The sequence below is a fragment of the Serratia sp. 2880STDY5682894 genome (genome assembly GCF_001537385.1).
In the GTDB taxonomy this organism is placed as follows: domain Bacteria; phylum Pseudomonadota; class Gammaproteobacteria; order Enterobacterales; family Enterobacteriaceae; genus Serratia; species Serratia nevei.
The window spans coordinates 229,831-252,944 of record NZ_FCJA01000004.1; the positions used below are offsets into that span (position 1 = coordinate 229,831).

Annotated in this window: 23 protein-coding genes and 3 tRNA genes; 17 read left to right on the plus strand and 9 right to left on the minus strand. The window is 62.9% G+C overall.

The window, feature by feature from the left end:
* The first annotated feature begins 12 nt into the window (after positions 1-12).
* From hpaH to hpaC, 6 genes are all read left to right on the plus strand, one after another.
* Positions 13-816: a 2-oxo-hept-4-ene-1,7-dioate hydratase gene (gene hpaH / locus AWX27_RS11700; RefSeq protein WP_004933170.1), complete on the plus strand. Its 804-nt coding sequence runs from the start codon at positions 13-15 to the stop codon at positions 814-816.
* Between the two features lie 76 nt (positions 817-892).
* Complete coding sequence (gene hpaI / locus AWX27_RS11705; RefSeq protein ID WP_049235379.1) at positions 893-1,687, plus strand: 4-hydroxy-2-oxoheptanedioate aldolase; 795 nt, start codon at positions 893-895, stop codon at positions 1,685-1,687.
* A gap of 3 nt (positions 1,688-1,690) precedes the next feature.
* Entirely contained in the window at positions 1,691-3,061 is a 1,371-nt protein-coding gene (gene hpaX, locus AWX27_RS11710) for a 4-hydroxyphenylacetate permease (RefSeq protein ID WP_038878424.1), read from the plus strand.
* A 34-nt stretch (positions 3,062-3,095) separates the two neighbouring features.
* Complete coding sequence (gene hpaA / locus AWX27_RS11715; RefSeq protein WP_060422240.1) at positions 3,096-3,992, plus strand: 4-hydroxyphenylacetate catabolism regulatory protein HpaA; 897 nt, start codon at positions 3,096-3,098, stop codon at positions 3,990-3,992.
* 178 nt (positions 3,993-4,170) lie between these two features.
* Entirely contained in the window at positions 4,171-5,733 is a 1,563-nt protein-coding gene (gene hpaB / locus AWX27_RS11720; RefSeq protein WP_060422244.1) for a 4-hydroxyphenylacetate 3-monooxygenase, oxygenase component, read from the plus strand.
* Positions 5,734-5,749: 16 nt separating this feature from the next.
* Positions 5,750-6,265 carry a 4-hydroxyphenylacetate 3-monooxygenase, reductase component gene (gene hpaC, locus AWX27_RS11725; RefSeq protein WP_033636989.1) on the plus strand — a complete coding sequence of 172 codons (516 nt, stop codon included), beginning with the start codon at positions 5,750-5,752 and terminating at the stop codon, positions 6,263-6,265.
* 33 nt (positions 6,266-6,298) lie between these two features.
* Here the strand turns inward: hpaC and ampH are convergent, their stop codons facing one another.
* On the minus strand, positions 6,299-7,441 hold the full coding sequence (gene ampH, locus AWX27_RS11730) for a D-alanyl-D-alanine-carboxypeptidase/endopeptidase AmpH (RefSeq protein ID WP_060422247.1): 1,143 nt from the start codon (positions 7,439-7,441) through the stop codon (positions 6,299-6,301).
* A 126-nt stretch (positions 7,442-7,567) separates the two neighbouring features.
* Positions 7,568-8,326 (minus strand): FadR/GntR family transcriptional regulator, encoded by a 759-nt coding sequence (locus AWX27_RS11735; protein ID WP_060422250.1) that lies wholly within the window; start codon positions 8,324-8,326, stop codon positions 7,568-7,570.
* A 235-nt stretch (positions 8,327-8,561) separates the two neighbouring features.
* On the opposite strand from AWX27_RS11735, the gene AWX27_RS11740 reads away from it, so the two are divergent.
* From AWX27_RS11740 to fucP, 7 genes are read left to right on the plus strand one after another with little or no spacing between them, the layout of a single operon-like run.
* A complete protein-coding gene (locus AWX27_RS11740; RefSeq protein WP_060422253.1) occupies positions 8,562-9,302 on the plus strand; it encodes an SDR family oxidoreductase in 741 nt (246 codons plus the stop codon).
* 25 nt (positions 9,303-9,327) lie between these two features.
* On the plus strand, positions 9,328-10,173 hold the full coding sequence (locus AWX27_RS11745) for a fumarylacetoacetate hydrolase family protein (protein WP_049202360.1): 846 nt from the start codon (positions 9,328-9,330) through the stop codon (positions 10,171-10,173).
* Positions 10,174-10,187: 14 nt separating this feature from the next.
* Complete coding sequence (locus AWX27_RS11750; protein WP_060422259.1) at positions 10,188-11,465, plus strand: L-fuconate dehydratase; 1,278 nt, start codon at positions 10,188-10,190, stop codon at positions 11,463-11,465.
* Between the two features lie 14 nt (positions 11,466-11,479).
* Positions 11,480-12,343 carry an amidohydrolase family protein gene (locus AWX27_RS11755; protein WP_060422262.1) on the plus strand — a complete coding sequence of 288 codons (864 nt, stop codon included), beginning with the start codon at positions 11,480-11,482 and terminating at the stop codon, positions 12,341-12,343.
* Positions 12,321-13,097, plus strand: coding sequence for an L-fucose dehydrogenase (locus AWX27_RS11760; protein WP_033636997.1), 777 nt, complete (start codon positions 12,321-12,323; stop codon positions 13,095-13,097). The genes AWX27_RS11755 and AWX27_RS11760 overlap by 23 nt, the downstream gene beginning before the upstream one ends.
* Positions 13,094-13,453 (plus strand): L-rhamnose mutarotase, encoded by a 360-nt coding sequence (locus tag AWX27_RS11765; RefSeq protein WP_060422266.1) that lies wholly within the window; start codon positions 13,094-13,096, stop codon positions 13,451-13,453. Before AWX27_RS11760 ends, AWX27_RS11765 begins: the two co-directional genes overlap by 4 nt.
* Positions 13,454-13,493: 40 nt before the next feature.
* Entirely contained in the window at positions 13,494-14,723 is a 1,230-nt protein-coding gene (gene fucP, locus AWX27_RS11770; RefSeq protein ID WP_060422270.1) for an L-fucose:H+ symporter permease, read from the plus strand.
* Position 14,724: 1 nt separating this feature from the next.
* Here the strand turns inward: fucP and AWX27_RS11775 are convergent, their stop codons facing one another.
* Positions 14,725-15,927 (minus strand): MFS transporter, encoded by a 1,203-nt coding sequence (locus AWX27_RS11775; protein WP_060422274.1) that lies wholly within the window; start codon positions 15,925-15,927, stop codon positions 14,725-14,727.
* 108 nt (positions 15,928-16,035) lie between these two features.
* Here AWX27_RS11775 and AWX27_RS11780 point away from each other — a divergent pair, with 108 nt between their 5' ends.
* Positions 16,036-16,947, plus strand: a complete 912-nt coding sequence (locus AWX27_RS11780) for a LysR family transcriptional regulator (RefSeq protein ID WP_060422279.1) — start codon at positions 16,036-16,038, stop codon at positions 16,945-16,947.
* 10 nt (positions 16,948-16,957) lie between these two features.
* Here AWX27_RS11780 and AWX27_RS11785 read toward each other — a convergent pair whose 3' ends face one another.
* On the minus strand, positions 16,958-18,154 hold the full coding sequence (locus tag AWX27_RS11785; RefSeq protein ID WP_060422285.1) for an MFS transporter: 1,197 nt from the start codon (positions 18,152-18,154) through the stop codon (positions 16,958-16,960).
* Positions 18,155-18,290: 136 nt separating this feature from the next.
* On the opposite strand from AWX27_RS11785, the gene AWX27_RS11790 reads away from it, so the two are divergent.
* The gene (locus tag AWX27_RS11790) at positions 18,291-18,887 is read left to right on the plus strand and encodes a TetR/AcrR family transcriptional regulator (RefSeq protein WP_060422288.1); all 597 of its coding nucleotides are present in this window, start codon (positions 18,291-18,293) and stop codon (positions 18,885-18,887) included.
* A 13-nt stretch (positions 18,888-18,900) separates the two neighbouring features.
* On the opposite strand, the gene AWX27_RS11795 is transcribed toward AWX27_RS11790, so the two are convergent.
* On the minus strand, positions 18,901-19,986 hold the full coding sequence (locus AWX27_RS11795) for a GGDEF domain-containing protein (RefSeq protein WP_060422291.1): 1,086 nt from the start codon (positions 19,984-19,986) through the stop codon (positions 18,901-18,903).
* 261 nt (positions 19,987-20,247) lie between these two features.
* Between AWX27_RS11795 and AWX27_RS11800 the strand changes: the two genes are divergently transcribed.
* Entirely contained in the window at positions 20,248-20,532 is a 285-nt protein-coding gene (locus tag AWX27_RS11800) for a DUF1435 domain-containing protein (RefSeq protein WP_048233751.1), read from the plus strand.
* A gap of 88 nt (positions 20,533-20,620) precedes the next feature.
* On the opposite strand, the gene AWX27_RS11805 is transcribed toward AWX27_RS11800, so the two are convergent.
* The 4 genes from AWX27_RS11805 to AWX27_RS11820 form a co-directional block, all read right to left on the minus strand.
* Positions 20,621-20,707, minus strand: a tRNA-Leu gene (locus AWX27_RS11805).
* Between the two features lie 42 nt (positions 20,708-20,749).
* Positions 20,750-20,836: transfer RNA gene (locus AWX27_RS11810), tRNA-Leu, on the minus strand.
* Positions 20,837-20,872: 36 nt separating this feature from the next.
* Positions 20,873-20,959 (minus strand) — tRNA-Leu (locus tag AWX27_RS11815).
* 72 nt (positions 20,960-21,031) lie between these two features.
* The gene (locus AWX27_RS11820; protein WP_060422294.1) at positions 21,032-21,976 is read right to left on the minus strand and encodes a LysR family transcriptional regulator; all 945 of its coding nucleotides are present in this window, start codon (positions 21,974-21,976) and stop codon (positions 21,032-21,034) included.
* A 118-nt stretch (positions 21,977-22,094) separates the two neighbouring features.
* Between AWX27_RS11820 and AWX27_RS11825 the strand changes: the two genes are divergently transcribed.
* Positions 22,095-23,087, plus strand: coding sequence for an aldo/keto reductase (locus AWX27_RS11825; protein WP_049272812.1), 993 nt, complete (start codon positions 22,095-22,097; stop codon positions 23,085-23,087).
* The last annotated feature ends 27 nt before the right edge of the window (positions 23,088-23,114 follow it).

The window sequence follows — 23,114 nt, forward strand, 5'->3', positions numbered from 1 at the left end:
AAGGGGTCGTAAATGCTGGATAAAGAGCAGGTTAACCGCGCCGTACAGCGCCTGCATCAGGCGGAAAAGAGTCGTGAACAGATCCGCGCGCTGTCGCTCGATCATCCCGAGATCACCATCGAAGACGCCTATGCCATTCAGCGGCAGTGGGTGGAGCTGAAGATCGCCGAGGGGCGTACGCTCAAAGGCCACAAGATCGGCCTGACCTCGCGCGCCATGCAGGTGAGCTCGCAGATCACCGAGCCGGACTACGGCGCGCTGCTGGACGACATGTTCTTCAACGACGGCAGCGACATTCCGATCGATCGCTTTATCGTGCCGCGGGTGGAGGTGGAGCTGGCGTTCGTGCTGGCCAAGCCGCTGCGCGGGCCGAACTGCACGCTGTTCGACGTCTACAACGCCACCGACTACGTCATTCCGGCGCTGGAGATCATCGACGCGCGCAGCCACAACGTCGATCCCGAGACTCAGCGGCCGCGCAAGGTGTTCGACACCATCTCCGACAACGCCGCCAACGCCGGGGTGGTGATGGGTGGGCGGCCGATCAAGCCGGACGCGCTGGATCTGCGCTGGATTTCCGCGCTGCTGTACCGCAACGGCGTGATTGAAGAATCCGGCGTGGCGGCGGCGGTGCTCAACCACCCGGCCAACGGCGTGGCCTGGCTGGCCAACAAGCTGGCGCCGTATGAGGTGGAGCTGGAAGCGGGGCAGGTGATCCTCGGCGGCTCCTTCACCCGGCCGGTGCCGGCGCGGCGCGGCGATACCTTCCACGTCGACTACGGCCCGATGGGCTGCATCAGCTGCCGCTTCGTCTAAAAAGCAGGCTCGGCGAGCCGGGCCGCAATAAACCGGGCGGGGCCATGCGCTACGCCCGCTTGTCAGGGAGAATGCGATGTTAACCAACCACTTCAAGCGTGCGCTGCAGGAAAAACGCCCGCAGATCGGGCTGTGGCTCGGGCTGTGCAGCAGCTACAGCGCCGAGCTGCTGGCCGGCGCCGGTTTCGACTGGCTGCTGATCGACGGCGAACATGCGCCCAACAACGTGCAAACGGTGCTGGGGCAGCTGCAGGCGGTCGCGCCTTACCCGAGCCAGCCGGTGGTGCGGCCACCGTGGAACGACGCGGTGATCATCAAGCAGCTGCTGGACGTCGGCGCGCAAACCTTGCTTATCCCGATGATTCAAAACGCCGAACAGGCGCGCGACGCGGTGCGCGCTACGCGCTATCCGCCGCACGGCGTGCGCGGCGTCGGCAGCGCCCTGGCGCGCGCTTCGCGGTGGAACCGGGTGCCCGATTACCTGCAGCAGGCCGATGAGCAGATGTGCGTGCTGGTGCAGATTGAAACCCGCGAAGCGGTGAAAAACCTCGACGCCATTTTGCAGGTGGATGGGGTGGACGGCGTGTTTATCGGCCCGGCGGATCTCAGCGCCGACATGGGCTTTGCCGGTAATCCGCAGCACCCGGAGGTGCAGCGCACCATCGACGACGCCATCGCGCGCATCCGCGCCGCCGGCAAGGCGCCGGGCATTTTGATGGCCAACAAGGCTCTGGCGCAGCGCTATCTGGAGGCCGGCGCGCTGTTCGTTGCGGTGGGGGTGGACACCACCCTGCTGGCACGGGCGGCGGAAGCCCTGGCGGACGAATTCAAACGGGGCGGGGCGCAAGCGCCTTCATCGGGAGTCTACTGAACCATGAACCACGTCGATTCGCTGCAGCCGGCCAACCCGGCGCAGCAACATAAAGCGTTAACCGCCGCCGAGCAATCGGTGATTAAAAAGTTGTTTCGGCGCCTGATCATTTTCCTGTTCGTGTTGTTTGTTTTCTCTTTCCTCGATCGTATCAACATCGGCTTCGCCGGGCTGACGATGGGCAAAGATCTCGGCCTCAGCTCGACCATGTTCGGGCTGGCGGCGACGTTGTTCTATGTCACCTACGTGATCTTCGGCATTCCGAGCAACATGATGCTGAGCCGGGTCGGCGCGCGGCGCTGGATCGCCACCATCATGGTGCTGTGGGGCATCGCCTCCACCTGCACCATGTTCGCCACCGGGCCGACCAGCCTGTACGTGCTGCGCATGATCGTCGGCATCACCGAGGCCGGTTTCCTGCCGGGCATTCTGGTGTACCTCACCTACTGGTTCCCGGCGTTCTACCGCGCCCGCGCCAACGCGCTGTTCATGATCGCCATGCCGGTGACCATGGCGATCGGCTCGCTGGTCTCCGGCTATATCCTGGCGCTGGACGGGGTGATGAACCTGAAGGGCTGGCAGTGGCTGTTCCTGCTGGAAGGCATTCCGTCGGTGCTGCTGGGCGTGGTGGTGTGGTTCTACCTCGACGATACGCCGGCCAAGGCCAAGTGGCTGACCGACGAGGAGAAAGCCAGCCTGCAGGCGATGATGGAAGCCGATAAGCTGCAGCTGGTGCAGCCCAACGGGCCGAGCAGCCACCGCGCGCTGCAACAGCGCAGCCTGTGGCGCGAGATCTGCACGCCGATCGTGCTGATGTATACGCTGGCCTATTTCTGCCTGACCAACACCCTGAGCGCGATCAACATCTGGACGCCGCAGATCCTGCAAAGCTTCAACCAGGGCAGCAGCAACGTGACGATCGGCATTTTGGCGGCGATCCCGCAGATCTGCACCATCGCCGGCATGGTGTGGTGGAGCAAACGATCCGACAGGCTGCAGGAGCGCAAGCACCACACCGCGCTGCCGTACCTGTTCGCCGCCGCCGGCTGGCTGCTGGCGTCCGCCACCGATCACAGCCTGATCCAGTTGCTCGGGATCGTGATGGCCTCGGTCGGCTCCTTTACCGCCATGGCGATCTTCTGGACCACGCCGGATCAGTCGATCAGTCTGGAAGCGCGCGCGGTGGGGATCGCGGTGATCAACGCCACCGGCAACATCGGATCGGCGCTCAGCCCGCTGTTGATCGGCTGGTTCAAGGATCTGACCGGCAGCTTTAACTCCGGGCTGTATTTCGTCTCGGCGCTGTTGATCGTCGGCGCCGTGCTGGTGTGGCGCATTCCGATGAAGGATTCGCGCCCGAGAGCGACGCCTTGATGCGCAAGTGGGCATGATTGCAGGAGGTCATGAGGTGCGGAAAAGTACCGGCTTTATCGCCAACATCGATATTTGCAAAGAGTATGACGCGCGCTACGCCGCCGACGAGGTGCACTACGAAACCTTCGCCGGGCTGGCGGCGTTCTTCGGCCGCGACATGCAGGTGCATTGGCACGACTGCTTCTTCCAGGTGCATTTCCTGGAGACCGGCAAGATAGAGCTGCAGCTTGACGATCAGCACTATTCGGTGCAGGCGCCGCTGTTCATCCTCACGCCGCCGTCGGTGCCGCATGCGTTCTTCACCGAACCGGACAGCGACGGCCATGTGCTGACGGTGCGCCAGGAGCTGATTTGGCCGCTGTTGGAGCATCTGTATCCCGGCAGCAACCTGGCGCTGGACATGCCGGGCATCTGCCTGTCGCTGGCCGACGCGCCGCAGGAGCTGACGGCGCTCAGCCACTACTGGGCGCTGATCCGCCGCGAGTTCGGGCAGAACCTGGCCGGGCGCGAACAGACGCTGGCGCTGCTGGCGCAGGCGGTGTTCACGCTGCTGCTGCGCAACACCGCGCTGGAAGACAGCGCCAACAGCGGCGTGCGTGGCGAACTGCAGCTGTTTCAGCGGTTCAACAAGATGGTGGACGAGCGTTTTCGCGAGCACCTGCCGGTGCCGGAGTATGCGCAGGCGCTGGGGGTGACCGAATCGCGGCTCAACGATCTGTGCCGGCGCTTCGCCAACCGGCCGCCCAAGCGGCTGATCTTCGATCGGCTGCTGCGCGAGGCCAAACGCATGCTGCTGTTCAGCGCCTGTACGGTGCATGAAACCGCCTACAGCCTCGGCTTCAAGGATCCGGCCTATTTCGCCCGTTTTTTCAATCGGCTGGAAGGCTGTTCCCCCTCGACCTACCGCGCGGCGCAACACGCCCTTTCGTAACCGCGATCACAGTTTGCCGCGAAAGCGGCAAACTGACCTGAAAAGTACCGGCGATTGCCGCAAAAGTCTCTTCTCGAAACCGGCTTTGGCAGCTTCAATTAAGCAACCAAAAGAAAACATTATTTTAACAAATGGCCGGATCCACGGCCTGAAAAATGCCGATGACGAGGAAGACCCGATGAAACCAGAAGACTTTCGTGCCGACAGCAAACGCCCGTTCACCGGCGCCGAATACCTGAAAAGTTTGCAGGACAACCGCGAAATCTACATTTACGGCGAGCGCGTGAAAGACGTCACCACCCATCCGGCGTTCCGCAACGCGGCGGCGTCAGTCGGCCAGCTGTACGACGCGCTGCACGATCCGGCCAGCCAGGATCGCCTGTGCTGGAACACCGACACCGGCAACGGTGGCTATACCCACAAATTCTTCCGCTACGCCCGCAGCCCGGAAGAGATGCGCCAGCAGCGCGATGCCATCGCTGACTGGTCGCGCCAAAGCTACGGCTGGATGGGGCGTACGCCGGACTACAAGGCGGCCTTCGGCTGCGCGCTGGGCGCTTATCCGGAGTTCTACGGCCAGTTTGCCGACAACGCGCGCCACTGGTACAAACGCATTCAGGAAACCGGGCTCTATTTCAACCACGCCATCGTCAACCCGCCGATCGACCGCCACAAGCCGGTCAACGAGGTGAAGGACGTCTACATTCAGGTGGAGAAAGAGACCGACGCCGGCATCATCGTCAGCGGCGCCAAAGTGGTGGCCACCAACTCGGCGTTGACCCACTACAACTTCATCGGCTTCGGTTCGGCGCAGGTGATGGGCGATAACCCGGACTTCGCGCTGATGTTCGTGGCGCCGATGGACGCCGAAGGGGTGAAGCTGATTTCGCGCGCCTCCTACGAGCTGGTGGCCGGCGCCACCGGATCGCCGTTCGACTACCCGCTCACCAGCCGCTTCGATGAGAACGACGCGATCTTGATCATGGATCATGTGCTGATCCCGTGGGAAAACGTGCTGATCTACCGCGATTTCGATCGCTGCCGCCGCTGGAGCACCCAGGGCGGTTTCGCCCGGCTGTTCCCGCTGCAGGCCTGCGTGCGCCTGGCGGTGAAGATGGACTTTATCACCGCGCTGCTGCAAAAGAGCCTCTCGTGTACCGGCGTGCTGGAGTTCCGCGGCGTGCAGGCCGATCTGGGCGAAGTGGTGGCCTGGCGCAACCTGTTCTGGTCGCTGAGCGACGCGATGTGTGCCGAAGCCACAAAATGGGAAAACGGCGCCTACCTGCCGGATTCCGCCGCGCTGCAGACCTACCGCGTGATGGCGCCGATGGCCTACACCAAGGTGAAACACATCATCGAGAAGAACGTCACCAGCGGCCTGATCTACCTGCCGTCCAGCGTGCGCGACATGAACAACCCGGAGATCGACAAGTACCTGGCGCGCTACGTGCGTGGATCGGACGGCATGGATCACGTCGAACGCATCAAGATCCTCAAGCTGATGTGGGATGCGATCGGCAGCGAATTCGGCGGCCGCCACGAGCTGTATGAGATCAACTACGCCGGCAGCCAGGATGAAATCCGCCTGCAGTGCCTGCGTCACGCGCAGGGATCCGGCAACATGGATCGCATGATGCAGATGGTCGACAAGTGCCTGGCCGATTACGATCAGCACGGCTGGAAGGTGCCGCACCTGCGGAACAATGACGATATTAATCAGTTGGATAATCTGCTGAAGTAATTCAGGAGGAGGTGGTATGTCTCAGGAAAATGAACAGCGCCTGCGCTTTCGCGACGCCATGGCCAGCCTGTCGGCGGCGGTGAATATCGTCACCACCGACGGCCCGGCGGGGCGCTGCGGCATCACCGCCACGGCGGTGTGCTCGGTAACCGATACGCCGCCGACGCTGCTGGTGTGCATCAACCGCAACAGCGCGATGAACCCGGTGTTTCAGGAAAACCGCAGGCTGTGCGTCAACGTGCTCAACCACGAGCAGGAGCTGATGGCACGCCACTTCGCCGGCATGACCGGCGTCAGCATGGAAGATCGTTTCCGGCTGGAAGAGTGGCAGCTCGGTGCGCTGGGGCAGCCGGTGCTGCGCAATACCCTGGCCAGCCTGGAAGGGGAGATCGAGCAGATCCAGAGCATCGGCACCCACCAGATGTACCTGGTGCAGATCAAGCAGATCGCGCTGAGCGAAGCCGGCAACGGGCTGATCTACTTCAAGCGCAATTTCCATTCGGTGATCCACCCGATGGCGGTGCCGGCCTGAGGCGTTGGGGCGCAGCCTGCTGCGCCCCGCGTTTCAACTCTTGTTAGCCGCCAGATCGCTCACCAGGCGGTTGACCGGATCGCTCATGTTGGTGAATTTGCTCAGCTCCGAGCGGGTCACCACCACGAACACCCCGACGTTTTTCGCCGGGATCATCGCCATGTAGGTAATGAACCCGCCGCCGCCGCCGGTCTTCTGAATGATGCCCGGCAGCCCGTCCTTCGGCGCCATATACACCCAACCCAACCCCAGCGCATCCGCTTGCCCCGGCACGTCCATGCCCTTCAGCGACACCAGATCGTGACGCTGGAAGTACATGGTTTGCTCGCTGGCGGCGGTGGCTTTGCGCGGGCCGCTGGCGCTGGAGGAGAGGAATTGTTGCATCCAGCGCTGCATGTCGCGTGGGGTGGAGTAGACGCCGCCGCTGCCGGCCGCGGCGGTGGTGTCGCGGCAGGCGCTCGGGCCGGCCGCCGCCACCATCAGGCGCGAGCACTGCTCGGGGCTCGGCGTCAGCGTGGTGTCGACCATGCCGAGCGGCGCGGTGATTTTCTCTTTCAGCAGCGCGTTGTAAGGCTTGCCTGCAGCGCGCGACAGCGCGTCGGCCAGCAGGTCATACGCCAGGTTGGAGTAGGCGGCGCGTACGCCCGGCGGCACCGTGACGTTGGCATGGGCCAGCCACTGCCAGCGCTGGGCCTTGGTCGGCCAGGTGAACACCGGCGTTTTCGGCGGCTTCTTGCCCGGCTGCTCGCGCGGCAGCGAGCTGGTGTGCGTCGCCAGGTTCAGCAGGGTGATCGGCTGCCCGGCGTTGTAAGCCGGCACATAGGCGCCTTTGGGGGCGTACTTGCGCAGCGGATCGGTCAGTTTGACCTGGCCTGCCGCCGCCATTTTCACCATCACTTCGCTGGTCATCAGCTTGGTGATCGAAGCGATGCGGATCAGCGAATCCGGGCGCGGGCGCAGGTTGTTGCCGGGTTTGGTATCGCCAAAGCTGCGGTTAACCACCTGATTACCGTCGATCACCACCAGCGCCATGCCGGTGGCGCCGCTGTTGTAGAAAATATGTTCGGCATACTGGTCGACGATTTGCGAAGCCAGCTGCGGGGGCGCGGCCTGCACGGCCAGCGGCGCGGCGCACAGGCCCAGCGCCAGCAATAAAGCGGAGACAGAGTTCTTCAACGGTCGTTATCCATTTAACAATGCAGCGGGGAAAGGGCTTATCCGTCGCCCAGTGTAATGCGCCCGGGCCCCGGCTGCATGTAGAAAAAAGAGCGGTGGCGATAAAATTTTTTCACCGCCGGCGAGCTACTGCGCGCGGGCGAAAATGGCGATCACTTCATCGAGGTGCGCCTTCATCGCCTTGCGGGCGCCGCGCACGTCGCGCGCTTCGATCGCCGCCAGGATCGCCCGGTGTTCCAGTTCGGAACGGTGCGGCATGTCGTCCGGCGTATAGTGGCGTTGCAGCACGCGGAACATGCTGCCGTAACGGTGGCCGAGCAGGTGGCCGATGATGAACGCATAGGCCGGGTTGCCGCTGGCCTGGGCGATGCGGATGTGGAACAGCCGATCGCCGGGGTGGGTGGCGGAACCGGCGCGGTTATCGCGGCAGTTCTGCTCGTAGGCGGCGCGGATGCCCGCCAGCTCTTCGTCGGTGGCGTGGCGCGCGGCCAGCGCGGCGGTCTCCGGTTCGATCAGCAGACGGGTTTGCAGCAGAGAAAACGGCGGCAGCTCGGCGTTGAAATCCAGCTCGATGTTCAGTTCGTCGTCGATCTCCGCCCACTGGTTGCGGCCGGCCTGGGTCATCACCGGCTCCTGCGACGGCGCCAGCGGCGTTGGCGAGCGCACGATCACCCCGTTACCGACCTTGACGTCCACCAGGCCGATCACTTCCAGCGCGATAAGCGCCTCGCGCACCGACGCGCGGCTGACCTGCAACTGCTGGGCGAGATCCCGCTCCGAGGGCAGGCGGCTGCCCGGCGGAAATTCGTTATTTTCGATAAGACGTTTGAGCTGGTCAGCTATCTGTCTGTAAATTCTTGGGTTTTCCAGTCGGGTAATCGGCATTTTTGACCTTTGACGATTCGGCGTTCAGTGATTTGGCGCACAATTATGCGACAAGGCGCTTGAGTAATCGTTATTCAAGTGTAAAAAAATGGTTAATTTAAATGCGGTTTCAAGGCTGTTTTATTAACTTCTTCCCCCAACGATAACGCGTAAAGCGTCTTTTGTCATGTTAGAGGCCTGACCTTTAACCGCCTTTATTGGCCTGACCATTAGACCTTTAGGCCGAGGAGTCAAGATGGATTTAACCGGGAAACGCGTACTGATCACCGCCGCCGGGCAAGGGATCGGTTTTACCACCGCCAGGCTGTTCGCCGCCGCCGGCGCTGAAGTGATCGCCAGCGACATCAACCTCGAGCGCCTGCAGGGCTCTGCCGGGATCCGCGCGCTGACGCTAAACGTCACCGATCCGGCCGCCATCGTGGCGGCGGCGGAAGCGATCGGCCCGATCGACGTTCTGTTCAACTGCGCCGGCGTGGTGCACAGCGGATCGATCCTCGATTGCACCGAAGATCAGTGGGCGTTCGCGCTCGATCTCAACGTCACCGCGATGTTTCGCATGATCCGCGCTTTCCTGCCGGGCATGTTGGCGCGCGGCAAAGGCTCGATCATCAACATGTCCTCGGTGGCCTCGAGCGTGAAAGGGGTGCCGAACCGCTTCGCTTACAGCGCCAGCAAGGCGGCGGTGATCGGCCTGACGCGCTCGGTGGCGGCGGACTACGTCACGCAGGGCATCCGCTGCAACGCCATCTGCCCCGGCACGGTGGAGTCGCCGTCGCTGCGCCAGCGTATTGCCGAGCAGGCGCGCGAGCAGGGGCGCAGCGAGCAAGAGGTGTATCAGGCGTTCGTCGCCCGTCAGCCGATCGGGCGCATCGGCACCACCGAGGAAATCGCCCAATTGGCGCTGTATCTGGCCTCTGACGCCAGTTCATACACCACCGGCACGGTGCAGATCATCGACGGCGGCTGGAGCAACTGAGCCGCCATTTTTGAGAGAGGAAGGCATGAAACTTTTACGTTACGGGCAACCTGGGCAAGAGCGCCCCGGCATGTTGGATGCGCAAGGCCGCCTGCGCGATTTGTCGCAGCATATCGCCGACGTGGGGGGCGCCGCGTTATTGCCGGCGTCGCTCGCCAAACTGCGCGCGCTGGACAGCGCCACGCTGCCGCTGGTCGAAGGGCAGCCGCGCCTCGGCGCCTGCGTCGGCGGCATCGGCAAGTTTATCTGCATCGGCCTGAACTACGCCGATCACGCGGCAGAGACCGGTGCCGCCATTCCTGAGGAACCGGTGGTGTTCAACAAATGGACCAGCGCGGTGATCGGCCCCCACGATCGGGTGGAGATCCCGCGCGGCTCGCAGAAAACCGACTGGGAAGTGGAGCTGGGCGTGGTGATCGGCCAGGGCGGACGCTACATCAGCGAAGCAGACGCGATGCGCCACGTCGCCGGCTACTGCGTGATCAACGACGTCTCAGAACGCGAATATCAAATTGAGCGCGGCGGCACCTGGGACAAGGGCAAAGGCTGCGACACCTTCGGGCCGATCGGCCCCTGGCTGGTGACCGCCGACGAGATCGCCGATCCGCACAGCCTGAACCTGTGGCTGGAGGTGGACGGCAAGCGCTATCAGGACGGCAACACCAGCACCATGATCTTCCGCATTCCGCAGATCGTCAGCTACCTCAGCCGCTTCATGAGCCTGCAGCCGGGCGATGTGATCTCCACCGGCACGCCGCCGGGCGTCGGGATGGGGCAGAAACCGCAGCCTATCTATCTGCGGGCGGGCCAGACGATGCGTCTGGGCATCGAAGGGCTGGGCGAACAGCGCCAGCAAACCGTACAGGCCTAACCGGGAGCGCCGCCATGACCACCATTACCGCACTGCGGGTTGAAGACATTCGTTTCCCCACGTCGCTGGGGCTGGACGGATCCGACGCCATGAATCCGGATCCCGACTATTCCGCCGCCTACGTGATCCTGGAGACCGATCGCGCGGATCTCAGCGGCCACGGGTTGACGTTCACCATCGGCCGCGGCAACGAGATCTGCTGCGCGGCGATCCGCGCGCTGGAGCATCAGATCGTTGGCGAGCGGCTGGAGGATATCGCCGCCGACATGGGCGCCTTCTGGCGGCGCTTCACCAGCGACAGCCAGCTGCGCTGGATCGGGCCGGACAAAGGCGCTATCCACCTGGCGACCGGCGCGGTGGTCAACGCGGTGTGGGATCTGTGGGCCAAATCGGTCGGCAAGCCGGTGTGGCGGCTGGTGGCGGAGATGACGCCGGAAGAGCTGGTGCGCTGCATCGACTTCCGTTACATCACCGACTGCATCACGCCGCAGGAGGCGCTGGCGCTGCTCAAGCAGCGGGCCGAGGGCAAAGAGCAGCGCCTGGCGCGGCTGCTGCAGGAAGGCTATCCCTGCTACACCACCTCCGCCGGCTGGCTGGGGTATCCGGACGACAAGCTGCGCCGCCTGTGCCAGGAAGCGGTCGACGCCGGTTTCTCCTACCTGAAGCTGAAGGTCGGGCGCGATCTGGAAGACGACATTCGCCGGGTGCGCATCGCCCGCGAGGTGATCGGCCCGGACCGCCGGCTGATGATCGACGCCAACCAGGTGTGGGAGGTGGACGAAGCCATTCCGTGGGTGAAGCATCTGGCGTTCGCCAAACCCTGGTTTATCGAAGAGCCGACCAGCCCGGATGACGTGGAAGGGCACCGCCGCATCCGCGAAGGGGTGGCGCCGGTCAAGGTGGCCACCGGTGAGATGTGCCAGAACCGCATCATGTTCAAGCAGTTCATCATGCGCGGCGCGGTAGACGTGGTGCAGATCGACGCCTGCCGCCTCGGCGGCGTCAACGAAGTGCTGGCGGTGATGCTGATGGCGACCAAATACCAGCTGCCGGTCTGCCCGCACGCCGGCGGCGTCGGGCTGTGCGAGTACGTGCAGCACCTGTCGATGATCGACTACCTGTGCATTGCCGGCACCCACGAAGGCCGGGTGATCGAGTATGTCGATCATTTGCATGAACACTTTGTCGATCCCTGCGTGATCAAAGGCGCGGCCTACATGCCGCCGAGCCGTCCCGGCTATTCGATCGAGATGCATCCATCGTCGATCGCGCAGTATCGATTCCGCGGGTGAGGCGGGAGGATCGCATGCCGCGCATCGACGCTCACCAGCACTACTGGCGCTATCACCCCCAGCACTACCCGTGGATTGACGAGCGGATGAGCGTGCTGCGGCAGGATTTCGATCCGCCCCGGCTGCGGCCGCTGTTGCAGGAACAGGGTTTCGACGGCGCGCTGGCGGTGCAGGCGCGCCCCAGCGAGGAAGAGACGCTGGCCCTGCTGGCGTTGGCTGAGCAGGGCGAGGGCATATGCGGCGTGGTGGGCTGGCTGGACATCGCCGCGCCGCAGCTGGCGCAGCGTCTGGAGGCCTTGCGGCCTTACAGCGCGCTGCGCGGGGTGCGTCATCAGGTGCAGGACGAAGCGGATCCGGCGGCCTGGCTGGCGCGGCCGGAGGTGGAACGCGGCATGCAAACGCTGCAGCGCGCCGGGTATGTGTACGAGATCCTGGTGACGCACCGGCATCTGGCGGCCGCGGCGGCGTTCGCCGCCTGCCACGATGAACACTGGCTGGTGTTGGATCATCTCGGCAAGCCGGACATCGCGCGCGGCGCGCGGCACTGGGCGCAGCAAATCCGGCCGCTGGCGGCGCTGCCGCACGTGGTCTGCAAGCTGTCGGGGCTGATCACCGAGGCGCCGGGTGGCCGGTGGCGGGCGGAAGAACTGCTGCCGTTCTTCGACGCCGCGCTGGAGGCGTTCGGCCCGCAGCGGCTGATGTTCGGCTCCGACTGGCCGGTGTGCCTGCTGGCCGGCGACTACCGCCAGGTGGTGCAACTGTGCGAACGGGCGCTGTCGACGCTGGGGGCCGCCGAGCAGGCGGCGATTTGGGGCGACACCGCCTGGCGAATTTACGGTTTAACGGAGTCTGGTTATGGATCTGTATCTGCAAGATAAGGTGGTGCTGGTCACCGGCGGCGGTGCCGGCATCGGCGCGGCGATTGCTCATGTGCTGGCCGAAGAAGGCGCGATCCCGGTGCTGGTCACCAACGCCGCGCCGGAGGCGGCGCTGCTGGCCGATTTGCAGCGGCTGCAGCCGCGCACCGAGGTGATCCTCACCGAACTGTGCGACGAGGCGGCTTGCCGCCGCGCGGTCAGCCAGACGCTGGCGGCCTTCGGCCGCATCGACGGGCTGGTGAATAACGCCGGGGTCAACGACGGCGTCGGGCTGGAGGCAGGGCGCGAAGCGTTCGTCGGCTCGCTGGAAAAGAACCTGGTGCACTACTACCTGATGGCGCACCTGTGCCAGGCGGCGCTGCAGGAGAGCCGGGGCGCCATCGTCAATATCGCCTCCAAGACCGCGCTCAGCGGCCAGGGCGGCACCAGCGGCTACACCGCCGCCAAGGGCGCGGTGCTGGCGCTGACGCGCGAATGGGCGGTGTCGCTGCGCCATGACGGGGTGCGGGTGAACGCGGTGGTACCGGCGGAGGTGATCACCCCGCAGTACCAGCGCTGGCTCAACACCTTCGCCGAGCCGCAGCGGCAGATGGCGAAAATCACCGCGCGCATTCCGCTCGGGCAGCGCATGACCACGCCGCAAGAGATCGCCGACACCGTGGCGTTTCTGCTGTCGTCGCGGTCGTCGCATACCACCGGGCAATGGCTGTCGGTGGACGGCGGCTACCTGCATCTCGATCGGGCGCTGACGTGAGCGGCGCGGCGGCAGGGCGGCGCCGTTTCTGCCAGGCGCTCGATCTGATTGACTCACCGGCGCTGATTGCGGAGTACCAGCAGCATCATCAGCGCATCTGGCCGGGCATCGCCGCACATTTGCGTGAGCACGGCATTCTGGACATGGAGATTTACCGGTTGGGCATCCGGCTGTTCATGATCGTGGAGGTCAGCGCCGATTTCGATGCCGTGCGTTTTGACGCCGCCAGCCTGAACAACCCCGAAGTACAGCGATGGGAAGCGCTGATGTGGCACTACCAGGCCGCCACCCCCTGGACGCCGCAGGGCGAAAAATGGGTGGAAATGGCGCGGATATTTTCTCTGCAACAGCAATAACGCCAACATCATCATCGCCAGACGATACGAGGGTATCACCATGCTTGCTGAAAAAAGTGCGGCCTCGGCGCAGCCGGGCGTCGCCGTGACCGCCAATCTGCGCTGGGCCTTTATCCTGGTCACCAGCCTGTTCTTTATGTGGGGGCTGTCCTATGGCCTGCTGGACGTATTAAACAAACATTTTCAGGAGACGTTGCACGTTACCAAGGCGCAGTCGGGGCTGTTGCAGGCGGCCTATTTCGGCGCCTATTTCCTGGTGGCGCTGCCCGCCGGATACTTTATGGACCGCAAGGGCTATAAGGCGGGCATTCTGATCGGGCTGTGTCTGTATGCGCTGGGGGCGCTGCTGTTCGTGCCGGCGGCGTCGGCCAACAGCTTCGGCGTGTTCCTGTTCGCGCTGTTCGTTATCGCCAGCGGTTTGGGCTGCCTGGAAACGGCCGCCAACCCGTACGCCACGGTGCTGGGCGACGCGCAGGGCGCCGAACGGCGGCTCAACCTGGCCCAGTCGTTCAACGGCCTCGGGCAGTTTATCGGCCCGTTGATCGGCGGCACGCTGTTCTTCTCCGCCAGCCAGTCCGCCGGCGGCGGCGATCAGAGCGCGGTTAAGATGACCTATGTGGCGATCGCCGTGCTGGTGCTGCTGATCGCGCTGTTGTTCAGCCGCACCCGGCTGCCGGCGATCCGCGAAGAGGAAAAACCGGTACACGGCGTGATAGCGCAGGGATTGTGGCAGCATCCGCATTTCGTCGGCGGGGTTATCACGCAGTTCTTTTACGTGGCGGCGCAGGTGGGCGTAGGGGCGTTCTTCATCAACTATGCCACCGAACACTGGCGTGAGGTGTCTAACCAGAGCGCCTCTTACCTGCTGTCGATCGCCATGATCTGCTTTATGGTCGGGCGCTTCTTCAGCACCTGGTTGATGGGGCGAGTCAAGCCGGCGACGCTGTTGGCGGCCTATGCGCTGATCAACATCGCGCTGTGCGGCGTGGTGATGCTGAGCGTTGACGGCGTGTCGGTGGTGGCGCTGATCGCGGTATTCTTCTTTATGTCGATCATGTTCCCGACCATTTTCGCCCTGGGGGTGAAAAACCTGGGTAAACACACCAAGCGCGCCAGCTCCTTTATGATCATGGCGATCGTCGGCGGCGCCATCATGCCGTACTTTATGGGGGCGCTGGCCGATCGTTACAGCACCGCGCTCTCTTATCTGCTGCCGCTGCTGTGCTTCGCGGTGGTGCTGGTTTACGGCCTGCGGCAGCGCCGCGCCTGATTTAACCCGGCGGCGAATCGGCATTCGCCGCCGTTGTCAGCGCCTGTGGGCGGGTTCGCATCAGGATCGCCAACGCCAGCAGCAGCACGATGCCGGACAGCACGCCGTTTAGCGTCAAGCCTCCGGCATCCACCACCAGCCCGCCCGCCAGTGAACCGCAGGAAATCGCCAGATTAAACAGCGCGATATACAGTGAAGAGGCGACCTCGACCGCGTCGGGGGCCGCCTTGAGCATCCATGCCATCAGCGAAACGGAAACGCCGCCGTAGGCGATGCCCCACAGCAGGAGGAAGGCGCTGCCGCTCAGCGGCGCGTGGCCCAGCAGCGGCAGCAGCAGGACGGCGAGCGCCAGCCCGAGGGCGATCAGCGCCAGGGTGCGGCGCAGCCGTTTGGCGGCGGCCTGGCCGGCGATGAAATTCCCGATGATACCGGCGGCGCCGTAGGCGAACAGTAGCGGACCCACCCAGCGGCCCTCGATGCCGGCGACCGTCTGCAGCAGCGGGCGGACAAAGGTGTAAGCCATAAAGTGGCCGGCGACCAGCAGAAACGTCAGCAGCAGCCCGGTCATCAGCCGACGATTCGCGCGCTGCACGGTGAACGACCGCCAGCTTATCGCCTGCGTGACCGGTAGCGGCGGCAGCACGCACAGCAGCAGGAGCAGGGTCAGCGCCGCCAGGACGGCGACGGCCAGAAACGCCATGCGCCAGCCCAGCGCTTCGCCGAGGAATACGCCGAGCGGCACGCCGAACACCGAGGCCGCCGCTACGCCGCCGAAGATGACGGACAGCGCCAATCCGACGGAAGTCGGCGGCACCAGACGTTCCGCCAACCCACCCGCGATGGCCCAGATGCCGCCGATGCAAAAGCCCAGCAGGATGCGCGCAGCAAACAGCAGCGCCATGGAGGTGGCGGCGGCGGCCAGCAGGTTGGCGGCGAGCAGCAGCAGTAGAAAGGCGATCAGCAGGCTGCGGCGATCCGTGCGCCGGGCACCCAGCACCACCAGCGGGGCGAACAGCGCGGCAAACAGGGCGGGCAGGGAAATCAGCAGCCCGGCGCGGCCTATCGATGCGTTCAAGGTGCTGACGATCGGAGTCAGCAGCCCGACGGGCAGCATTTCTGCCGTGACGACGGTAAAGGTGGACAGGGCGATAGCGAAAGTCGCCAGCCAGGGTTTTGCGCCGCCGCCGGCGTGTAAGGCACTCATAATGACTCTCCCAACAGATGAAGAGCCTCAGTGTATCCGCGCCAAAATGGCTGATAAACTGGCCTGAATGCGCAACATTGGGGATAAATCGTGGCTAATTTACCGTCTATGCCGTTGGATAACCTGACCGACCTGCTGGTGTTCATTCGCGTCGCCGACGCCCGCAGCTTCACGCTGGCGGCCGAGAGACTGGGCATTTCCCGATCGGCGGCGGGCAAATGCGTGAACCGATTGGAGGAGCGATTGGCCACTCGGCTGCTGCAGCGCACCACGCGCAGCGTCAGCCTGACCGAAGACGGCGCGGTGTTTTACGAGTATGCGCAGCGCATCCTGTCGCAGGCCGAAGAGGCGGAAACGGCGCTGAATACGCGGCGGCAAACGCCGCGCGGGCGGCTGCGGCTGGATCTGCCGGTTTCGTTGGGGCGATTGCATATCCTGCCGATTCTGCGGGAGTTTTTGGCGCAGTGGCCGGAGGTGAACGCCGACGTCAGCTTCTCCGATGAGTACAGCGATCTGGTGCGCGACGGCATCGACGTGGCTGTCCGCGTCGGCGGCAGCGACGACAGCCGGCTGGTGCGGCGGGTGCTCGCGCCGCATCGCCTGATCACCTGCGCGGCGCCGGATTATCTGGCGCGGCACGGTACGCCTGCAAAACCGGAGGCGTTGGGCGATCACGAGACGCTGGTCTTCAGACATCAGGGGCTGCCGGCGCCCTGGCGCTATTTGGTCAACGGCCAACTGCACGAACAGCCGGTGCGTGGCCGGATGCGTTTCAACAACGTCGAAGCCTTGCGGGATGCGGCCGTCGCCGGAGCCGGCCTGTGCCAGGTGGGGGCGTTTCTGGTCGGCGAGCAGATTGCGGCCGGCACGCTGGTGCCGGTGCTGGAGCGCTATTGTCGCCCGGGGCCGCCGATCTGCGCCGTCTACCCCAGCCGACGCCATCTCTCCCCCAAGGTGAAACTGTTTCTGGCGGCGATCGAACGGCGCTGGCAGGGCAGGGCGATTTGGGAAACCGCTTAGCGCGGGCGATTCACGCCGCTTTCAAGGCCAGCGTTCGCCGCATTAAGCGGTAGCCGCCTGCCGCCACCAGCAGCACGATCAGCCCGGCGGTGAGCGTGACGCTGAAGCCGGCCGTTATCCCTATGGCATCGATCGCCAGGCCCGCCAATGCGGCGCCGAGCGCCACGCCTATCCCCAGGCCGGTGACCATCCAGGTCAACCCCTCCGTCAGTCTGGAGGGCGGCACGATGTTTTCAACCAGCCCCATGGCAACGATCATGGTCGGCGCAAAAAACAATCCCGCGACAAACATCGCCGCCGCCAGCGTCAAGACATTGTGCACCCACAGCAGCGGCAGGGTGGTGAAGGCGGTGGCGAATGCCGCGTATAAGAACAGACGAGGCAAGGGGACGGGGATCTTCATTGCGCCGAAAATCAGCCCGGCCAGGCAGGAGCCGAACGCGTAAACCGACAGCACGATGCTGGCGGCGGCCGGCTGCCCTTGCTGCTCGGCGAAGGCCACGCTGATAACGTCCACGGTGCCGACGATGGTACCCAGAGCGATCAGCGCCAGCACCAGGATCTGCATCGACGGCATGGCCAGGATGGCGCGCTGCCGCTGGTTATTGTGGGCGTAAACCGGAGGCTGAGTGCTTTTTTGCGAGGCGAATGCCGCAACGCCCGCCACCAGAAGCAGCGCGGCCACCAGAGGGCCGGCCTCTGGGAAGAGTGAAACGCTAAGCCCCACGGCGATCGGTGGGCCGACGATAAAGGCCACCTCGTCCAATACGGACTCGAATGAAAATGCCGTGTGCAGCTGTGGCGTGCTGCGATAAATTTCGCTCCAGCGGGCCCTGACCATCGCAGAGATGCTGGGCATACTGCCCGCGAGCGCGGCGAAGACAAACAGCGTCCAGTCCGGCGCCCGATAGTGGGTGCAGAGCAACAGCAGCAGCAGGGCGATCGTGCTGACCCCGGTGGCGTAGGGCAACACGCGGCTTTGGCCGTGACGATCCGCCGCGCGCGCGATTTGCGGCGCAAGCAGCGCCATGGAAAAGGCGAACGTCGCCGCCACCGCGCCCGCCAACCAATAGGAGCCGCGTACCTGCGAGAGCATGGTGATGATGCCGATACCGGTCATCGAGACCGGCAGACGCGCGATCAGCCCGGCAGAGGAAAACGCCTTGCTGCCCGGGGCGTTGAACAGTTTGAAATAAGGATTTGCCATGGAAAGGGCTCCGGAATGTTGGCGGCTCGGTATTCGCTCAATGTCCATCATTGACATACGCCACGTATGTTAAGTTAATTGACATACATGGCGTATGTCAATTATAACGTCATCAATAACGAGGCGGAGTGGACCCATGGCACGTAAAGCGCGCGCAGAAATGATTGAAGAAACGCGACAAAAACTGGTGGCGGCCGCCCGTCAGCAGTTTGGCAGCGTGGGGTATGCTGAGACGGTGATGGATGAACTCACCGCGCAAGCCGGTATGACGCGCGGTGCGCTCTATCACCACTTTGGCGACAAGAAAGGTTTGTTTTTGGCCGTCGTGCAAGAAATCGACGCCGAGATGGATGCGCGTCTGGCGGCAATTTCCGCCAACGCGCCCGACGAGTGGAGCGCTTTTGCCGGGCGCTGTCGCGCCTATCTGGCGATGACGATTGAACCGCAAGTGCAGCGCATTTTATTGCGTGACTCACCTTCTGTATTGGGGGCGGAACATCTTCAGGCTAGCCGGTTACAATGTATCGCCTCCATGACGAATATGCTGCAAAAGCTGATGGAACAGCGGACGATCGCGACGACCGCACCTGAGGTATTGGCGCATTTAATCAATGGCGGCCTGATGGATGCCGCGCTTTGGATCGCGAATCAGCAGGATGAGAAGATCGCTTTGGAGCAGGCGTTGGCCGGTTTGACGCTGTTGCTGAACGGCTTGCGGCCAACGGCCGCTTAACCGGACAGGGTATTTACTCCTGCGGCTGCAGCAGAGCGGGCTGGACGTTTTGCGCCAGCTGGATATTGTTGCGGCCGCTGTGCTTCGCCAGATAGAGCGCGGCGTCGGCCGCGCCGATCGCCGATTCGACGTCCAGCTTTTCCAGCGCGGAGATGCCGGCGCTGAGCGTCAGCGTGCCGCTGTGCTGCGGGCTGGCGCCGTGTGGGATGTTCAGTTCCGCCACCCGTTGGCGCACCCGCTCGGCCAGCTGCGCCGCGTAGCCTTCGTGCACGTTGGTCAGCAGCACCAAAAACTCTTCCCCGCCGTAGCGCACCACGATGTCGCGTGAACGTACCGCATCGCGGATGGCGATCGCCACCTGCACCAGCGCCCGGTCGCCCATCGCGTGGCCGTAGCTGTCGTTGTAGACCTTGAAGTGGTCGATATCCAGCAGCAGCACGTAGTGGCGGCCGGTTTGCGGTTCCAGCAGCATGTTGATCTTATTCTCCAGCCCGCGGCGGTTATAAAGACCGGTCAGGGGATCGAGCATGCTTAAATTATTGAATTTGTCCCGTTCGTTATACAGGTTGGCCACCAGCGCGTGGGTAAAGATTTCACTGCGTTTCAACATCAGGTGGTGGATGGAGAAAGCGATAATAGGTAATAGCGTGGTGAATAATATCCGCAGGGTATTATGCATACCGTCTAAAGCCAGGATCACCATTGCGGAAGGCACAGCGTGTAAACAAAAGGCGGTAAAGTTATCCGTCAGAGAAATAGCGCTGATAAAAAAGATGCTGAACAAACTAATTAATAAAAAATCTTGGTTATTCGGTAGGCAATATTGACTTTTAACGTAAATATGGGCGGCCCACAGCAGGCCGAGCAAGCTGGCGAACAGGTTGAGTTTGCACAGGTATTTCCGCGGCGTTTGCAGGGAGAATAGCGCCGCCGCCAGACAAAATAGCGGTATACATAATAAAGGTAGGGTAAATGAGGGCGTATCCCTAAAAGGGAACAATAACGTAAATACGGAAGAGGCGGCATTCATCACCAGAAAAAGAAATAATGCCAGGCGCTGCTTGCTGTTCAGTAATTCCTGATAAGAACGGGCGTTCATACGGAGGTCACTCTTTGCAAAGTCGTTCTGTCGAATAATTAAGGTTGAGAAGCATTCCCTCGGCGCGAAATATCCACGGAAGTTGCATGGTTGATGATTGTGATTATTATCATGCAAACAGGACTAGGAATTTTCTTATGTCAAATTATCATTTTTTCATGCTGGTGTCATCTGGGTTTGGTCACCGCAGTGAAAATGATGCGGCGGCCAAAAAAGTGTTATATGATATTGGTTATCATTATCACTTAAAGGGGGGTTATCATGCTCACCGCCATGATTGCCGCGTGTGGACTGTGGGGCGTCAGCTGGTGCCTCGGCGATCGCCTGGCCAGCGCCTGGGGCGTTTTGCTGCCGTGCGCGCTGATGCCGCTGCTGGCCTTGATCGATCTGAATATGATGCAGCTGCGCACCCTGATTGTGATAGCGATGCTGGCGACGCTGGTGATGCTGTTCAACAGCCGGCTGCGTCACTATCTGCTGCTGCCTTCCTGCATGGCGCTGGCGGGCGGCCTGGCGGCAATCAGCCTCAACTTCAGCTTCGCGTAAACGCCGGAAACGGCAAAACCACGCTTAGGCGTGTTTATCATCAATGCGTTGGGATTTTTTCGAAGGAACTACCGGATAGATCATCAATTGGTGCGAAGAGAGGGACTTGAACCCTCACATCCGTAAGGACACTAACACCTGAAGCTAGCGCGTCTACCAATTCCGCCACCTTCGCACAGTCGATGTTGTTGCTTTGATTTATATTACGTCGCCAGCTTGGTGCGAAGAGAGGGACTTGAACCCTCACGTCCGTAAGAACACTAACACCTGAAGCTAGCGCGTCTACCAATTCCGCCACCTTCGCATCGATGCTGAGTGCAATATAAATCATGTGGTTATTTGGTGCGAAGAGAGGGACTTGAACCCTCACGTCCGTAAGGACACTAACACCTGAAGCTAGCGCGTCTACCAATTCCGCCACCTTCGCGTACCAGAAACATTACCGGAGTAACGTTACCACGGAGGCGAATTCTAGAGATTTTGGCGGGCACGTCAACAGTTATTTCCCCGCTTTGCGGGCGTTTGCTGGAAAAACAGCCATATCGCCGCTTTTCTGCTGGTCAAACAGCCAAATCAGCCAATCAATCAACACCCTGACCCGTGGCGCCAGGAAACGGCCGGGCGGATACATGATGTAAATCGGCATCGGCGGAGGCGGCGTGTCCGCCAACACTTCCACCAGTTCGCCCCGTTCCAGCCAGGGAGCAAGTGAATAGCGCGCCGCCTGAATCAACCCCATGCCGGCACGCGCGCCGGCGATGTAAGCGTCGGCGCCGCTGACGCTCAGCCGGGCAGGGAGTTCGCGCAGTTCCACCTTGCCGCCACGGCAGAATTCCAGCGGATAATCGCGGTTGCTGGCCAGGGAAAAATACCCTACCGCGCGGTGCGGCGCCAGGCTATCGATGTCGAGCGGCGTGCCGCTGGCCTGCAGGTAAGCGGGGGAAGCGCAGGTGATCTGCGGCAGCTGGGCGATGCGCCGCGCCACCAGGCTGTCGTCTTCGGTTTCCCAGGCGCGCAGCACGCAGTCTACGCCTTCGCGCAACAGATCGACGTGGGTGTCGTTGGCACCCAGCGCCAGCGTGATGTCGGGATAGCGCCGGTAAAAGTCGCCCAGCGCCGGAATGACGATCTGGCGCGCCAGCGAATGGGGCATATCGATGCGCACTTTGCCGGACGGCTGCAGCTTATGGTGGCTGAACAGCGTGTCCGCTTCCTCAAGCGCCCCCAGCAGCTGTACGCAGCGTTGATAGTAAAGGCTGCCTTCGCTGGTCACCTGTACCTGGCGGGTGGTGCGGATCAGCAGGCGCACGCCCAGCCGCTGCTCCAGCCGTTTCAGCGCGTTGCTGACCGTGGCGCGCGGCAGCTGCAGGCGCTCGGCCGCCCGACTGAAGCTGCCCAGTTCGACGATGCGGGTAAAAATGCGCATGGCTTGAACCTGATCCATGTCCACTCCGGGTTGTTGGTGATTTTTGAACAGTGATGTGCGATCTGCATTATTTATCTTTGTAGCGTAAACAACCAGACTTTGCTGCGTTATCCGTTCATCGCATGAGGGCTGCACAATGCAACAACGTAAACTGGGTTCCCACGGTCCCGTCGTCTCCGCCCTGGGGCTGGGATGCATGGGCATGAGCGACTTCTACTCTACCGGCGCCGATCGGCAGGAGGCCATCGCCACGCTGCACCGGGCGCTGGAGCTGGGCGTCACGCTGCTCGACACCGCCGACATGTATGGTCCGCACACCAACGAAGAGTTGGTGGGGGAAGCGATCAAGGGCAAACGGCAACAGGTGTTCCTGGCTACCAAGTTCGGCATCCTGCGCGATCCGGCGGATCCTTCGGCGCGCGGCGTCAGCAGCCGGCCCGAGTATATCCGGCGCTCGGTGGAAGGCAGCCTGCGGCGCTTGGGCGTAGAGGAGATCGATCTTTATTATCAGCATCGGGTCGATCCGCAGGTGCCGATCGAAGACGTCGTCGGCACGATGGCGGATCTGATCCGCGAAGGCAAGATCCGCCATATCGGCCTGAGCGAGGCGTCGGTCGCCACGCTGGAGCGGGCGCACAAGGTGCATCCGATCACGGCGTTGCAGACCGAGTATTCGCTGTGGACGCGCGATGCTGAACAGGGCGTGCTGGCCGCCTGTGAGCGCCTGGGGATCGGCTTTGTGCCTTACAGCCCGTTAGGGCGCGGTTTCCTTACCGGCGCTATCCGGCGGCCGGAGGATCTGGCCGAGGACGATTTCCGCCGCGGCAACCCGCGCTTCCAGGGCGAAAACTTCGCCCGCAACCTGGCGCTGGTGGAGAAGGTGGGTGAGCTGGCGGCGCAGAAGGGCGTCAAGCCTTCACAGCTGGCGCTGGCCTGGGTGTTGGCGCAGGGCGAGCACATCGTGCCGATCCCCGGCACCAAACGCCGTCGCTATCTGGAAGAGAACGTCGCGGCGGCGGAGATAACGCTGAGCGCGGCCGAACTGGCGGCGATCGAAGCGGTGTTTCCGCTGAGTGCAGCGGCCGGCGATCGCTACGGCGCCGAGTCGATGGCCTATATCAACGGCTAAAAAAAAGCGCGGCCTCAGGCCGCGCTC

Excerpts from the sequence above, each read along its gene's own strand:
- AWX27_RS11755 (WP_060422262.1), top strand. The coding sequence starts at position 11,480 with ATGCCGCGCATCGACGCTCACCAGCACTACTGGCGCTATCACCCCCAG.
- AWX27_RS11750 (WP_060422259.1), top strand. The coding sequence starts at position 10,188 with ATGACCACCATTACCGCACTGCGGGTTGAAGACATTCGTTTCCCCACG.
- hpaB (WP_060422244.1), top strand. The coding sequence starts at position 4,171 with ATGAAACCAGAAGACTTTCGTGCCGACAGCAAACGCCCGTTCACCGGC.
- AWX27_RS11785 (WP_060422285.1), bottom strand. The coding sequence starts at position 18,154 with ATGGCAAATCCTTATTTCAAACTGTTCAACGCCCCGGGCAGCAAGGCG.
- AWX27_RS11795 (WP_060422291.1), bottom strand. The coding sequence starts at position 19,986 with ATGAACGCCCGTTCTTATCAGGAATTACTGAACAGCAAGCAGCGCCTG.
- AWX27_RS11780 (WP_060422279.1), top strand. The coding sequence starts at position 16,036 with ATGCCGTTGGATAACCTGACCGACCTGCTGGTGTTCATTCGCGTCGCC.
- AWX27_RS11825 (WP_049272812.1), top strand. The coding sequence starts at position 22,095 with ATGCAACAACGTAAACTGGGTTCCCACGGTCCCGTCGTCTCCGCCCTG.
- AWX27_RS11790 (WP_060422288.1), top strand. The coding sequence starts at position 18,291 with ATGGCACGTAAAGCGCGCGCAGAAATGATTGAAGAAACGCGACAAAAA.
- AWX27_RS11820 (WP_060422294.1), bottom strand. The coding sequence starts at position 21,976 with ATGGATCAGGTTCAAGCCATGCGCATTTTTACCCGCATCGTCGAACTG.
- hpaX (WP_038878424.1), top strand. The coding sequence starts at position 1,691 with ATGAACCACGTCGATTCGCTGCAGCCGGCCAACCCGGCGCAGCAACAT.
- hpaI (WP_049235379.1), top strand. The coding sequence starts at position 893 with ATGTTAACCAACCACTTCAAGCGTGCGCTGCAGGAAAAACGCCCGCAG.
- hpaC (WP_033636989.1), top strand. The coding sequence starts at position 5,750 with ATGTCTCAGGAAAATGAACAGCGCCTGCGCTTTCGCGACGCCATGGCC.
- AWX27_RS11740 (WP_060422253.1), top strand. The coding sequence starts at position 8,562 with ATGGATTTAACCGGGAAACGCGTACTGATCACCGCCGCCGGGCAAGGG.
- AWX27_RS11775 (WP_060422274.1), bottom strand. The coding sequence starts at position 15,927 with ATGAGTGCCTTACACGCCGGCGGCGGCGCAAAACCCTGGCTGGCGACT.
- hpaH (WP_004933170.1), top strand. The coding sequence starts at position 13 with ATGCTGGATAAAGAGCAGGTTAACCGCGCCGTACAGCGCCTGCATCAG.
- fucP (WP_060422270.1), top strand. The coding sequence starts at position 13,494 with ATGCTTGCTGAAAAAAGTGCGGCCTCGGCGCAGCCGGGCGTCGCCGTG.
- AWX27_RS11735 (WP_060422250.1), bottom strand. The coding sequence starts at position 8,326 with ATGCCGATTACCCGACTGGAAAACCCAAGAATTTACAGACAGATAGCT.
- AWX27_RS11760 (WP_033636997.1), top strand. The coding sequence starts at position 12,321 with ATGGATCTGTATCTGCAAGATAAGGTGGTGCTGGTCACCGGCGGCGGT.
- AWX27_RS11745 (WP_049202360.1), top strand. The coding sequence starts at position 9,328 with ATGAAACTTTTACGTTACGGGCAACCTGGGCAAGAGCGCCCCGGCATG.
- AWX27_RS11800 (WP_048233751.1), top strand. The coding sequence starts at position 20,248 with ATGCTCACCGCCATGATTGCCGCGTGTGGACTGTGGGGCGTCAGCTGG.